Below are 3,028 nucleotides of genomic sequence, written 5' to 3'. Positions count from 1 at the left end.
TTAATAATTACAACCAGCCGAATAACCATGCCCCTTCTTCAGGGCGTGGGCGATATAGACATGCCACAGTCAGACCATGGGATATTCCCCCCCGCAATGCCCCGGGGCGCAATAAATTTTACCACTCTTCTGGCACACGCTCTTCTCAAAATCTACAGTGCCGTTCAGTAAACCCTGCACAAGATTTTAATGCCCTCATTAAACAGGAAATAATGGATGATCTGGTGAGTAAATCGGATCATTTCGGTCATCGCTATGATGGGAGAAATCACGGGCAATATGCCAGTTTAATTAAAAAATACACGTCAGCTGCTGAAAGACCGTTAAATCGAGCGGAACAAAGCCAGCTGATACGTTTGCTGCAAAATTTTACCGCAACACGGAGCTGGAATTGGCGAAGCCTGACGACAACACTTCACTCATTGACTTCAGCGGGTGTTTTTACCCTACATAAACCCATGGATGAGCGAGTTAAACTTACTCAGGCTAACTTATTGTCAACACTATTTGATGCAATAATATTTCACTGCAACCAAACACCTCAAGCCAGGGATATTGATGCCCAGGGTATTGCCAACCTGCTGTGGGCAATGGCAAAAATGTTGGACAACGGGCAGGAACGGACACCAGAGTTCAACGAGGCCGTTGTCGCGCTGCTGCCCCATGTGAACGCACAGAAAGACCAATTTAAGGCCCAGGGCATTGCCAACCTGCTGTGGGCCATGGCGAAGCTGGTGGACAACGGGCTGGAGCCGACACCAGGGCTCAAAGAGGCCTTAGCTGCCCTGTTGCCCCACGTGAAGGCACAGAAAGACCAATTTTGGGCCCAGGCCATTGCCAACCTGCTGTGGGCCATGGCGAAACTGGTGGACAACGAACTGGAGCAGTTACCAGGGCTCAAAGAGGCCTTAGCTGCCCTGTTGCCCCTCGTGAACGCACAGAAAAATCAACTTAATGCCCAGTGCATTGCCAACCTGCTGTGGGCCATGGCGAAACTGGTGGGCAACGAACTGGAGCCGACATCAGGGCTCAAAGAGGCCGTGGCCGCCCTGCTGCCCCTCCTGGACGCACAGAAAAACCGACTTAATGCCCAGGGCATTGCCAACCTGCTGTGGGCCTTGGCGAAACTGGTGGACAACGGGCTGGAGCAGACACCGGGGTTCAAAGAGGCCGTGGCCGCCCTGTTGCCCCTCGTGAACGCACAGAAAGACCAATTTACTCCTCAGGCTATCACCAACCTGCTGTGGGCCATGGCGAAACTGGTGGAAAATACGCAGCGGCAGACACCGGGGCTCAACGAGGCCGTGGCAGCCCTGTTGCCTCTCGTGAGCGCACAGAAAGACCAATTAATTCCTCAGCATATCGCCAACATGCTGTGGGCCATGGCGAAACTGGTGGACAATGGGCAGGAGCAGACACCAGAGTTCAAAAAGGCCGTGGCCGCCCTGTTGCCCCTCGTGAACGCACAGAAAGATCAATTTATTCCTCAGGCTGTCGCCAACCTGCTGTGGGCCATGGTGAAACTGGTGGAAAATACGCAGCAGCAGACACCAGGGCTCAACGAGGCCCTGGCCGCCCTGTTACCCCTCGTGAACGTACAGAAAGCTAACTTTAAACCAAAGGGTATCGCCAACCTGTTGTGGGCCATGGCGAAACTGGTGGACATTACGCAGGAGCGGACACCAGAACTCAACGAGGCCGTGACCGCCCTGTTGCCCCATGTGAACGCACAAAAAGACCAATTTATTGCCCAGCATGTTGCCAACCTGCTGTGGGTCATGGCGAAACTGGTGGACAATGGGCAGGAGCAGACACCAGAGTTCAACGAGGCCGTAGCCGCACTGTTGCCCTACGTGAACGCAAAAAAAGACCAATTCAATGCCCGGGATATCTCCAACCAGCTGTGGGCCATGGCGAAACTGGTGGAAAATATGCAGCAGCACACACCCGGGCTGAACAAGGCCGTGACCACGCTATTGCCCCACGTGAAAATACAGAAAGCTAACTTTAAACCACAGGATATCGCCAACATGCTGTGGGCCATGGCGAAACTGGTAGACAACAGGTACGAGCAGACACCAGAGTTCAACCAATCCGTGGCTGCGCTGTTGACCTGCGTGATCGAACAAAAAGCTAACTTTAACCCACAGGAAATCGCCAACATGCTATGGGCCATGGCAAAACTGGTGGATAACGGGCAGGAGCAAACACCAGGGCTCTACGAGGCCGTGGCCGCGCTGTTGCACCGGGTGAAAGCACAGGAAGACCAATTTAATGCCCAGGATATTGCCAACCTGCTGTGGTCCACGGCCAAACTGGGTGAACTCATTGAGCTGAATGTGGCTACCTCTACGTGCGAATCGCTTGTCTATCGAATCAGTAAGAACCTTCAGTTTTCTCAGGAAGAGATATCGATGTCTCTATGGGGAGTCATGGTATGCTGTGCCAGGTTGGCTCTGGTCTCCAAAACCAATAAAAGTAATGTGCTTGAAAAGCACATGGATGACCTGTTGACGCGCCTGGAAAATACCTCACCAGATAATGAAGAGGATCGATCCAACATGATCATGGCCTCAAGTTGGCTTGGCAGAGCGTGTCTGGTCGTCCGCCATTACCAGACAGCCATTTCAAAAACCCAGGCCGACTTCCGCAATCAACTCCAATCATGTATGCCCTCTTTGAAGATTGAAGAAGAAAAGAGTTTGAAGTCATTACCTCCGGTTGACCTGTTACTGCCAGATCACAACATGGTGATTGAAGTTCAGGGACCGTCTCATTACGTGGGTGGTGATTTCACAACCAGGAAGGGTTCGACTCTGCTGAAAATCGCACTGCTGCAAAAATCAGGATTTGAGGTCATTGAAATCCCGGTTAACAGGCTTTTGAACCAGGATTTAATGAAACCATTTATTGATCAAATAAAGAAGAGAACAAACAGCCAGTAATCGCCTCCCTGCCATCGTGACTCAGGAACCGTTCTCACAATTCAGAGTAGATGTTCTTCTCCAGCCACATGTGTTTATAGACA

1 protein-coding gene is annotated in these 3,028 nt (G+C 51.7%); it reads left to right on the top strand.

From position 1 onward, the window contains the following. The coding region (locus tag ACO6V1_RS23245; RefSeq protein ID WP_422468882.1) for a DUF1601 domain-containing protein at window positions 1-2,945 on the top strand (2,945 nt) is incomplete at its 5' end. Between the last annotated feature and the right edge of the window lie 83 nt (window positions 2,946-3,028).

The organism is Endozoicomonas sp. ALC013 (assembly GCF_049310205.1).
Lineage (GTDB): Bacteria > Pseudomonadota > Gammaproteobacteria > Pseudomonadales > Endozoicomonadaceae > Endozoicomonas.
The sequence above is the reverse complement of the archived record's forward strand: the minus strand, read 5'-3'. Positions and strand labels throughout refer to the sequence as shown.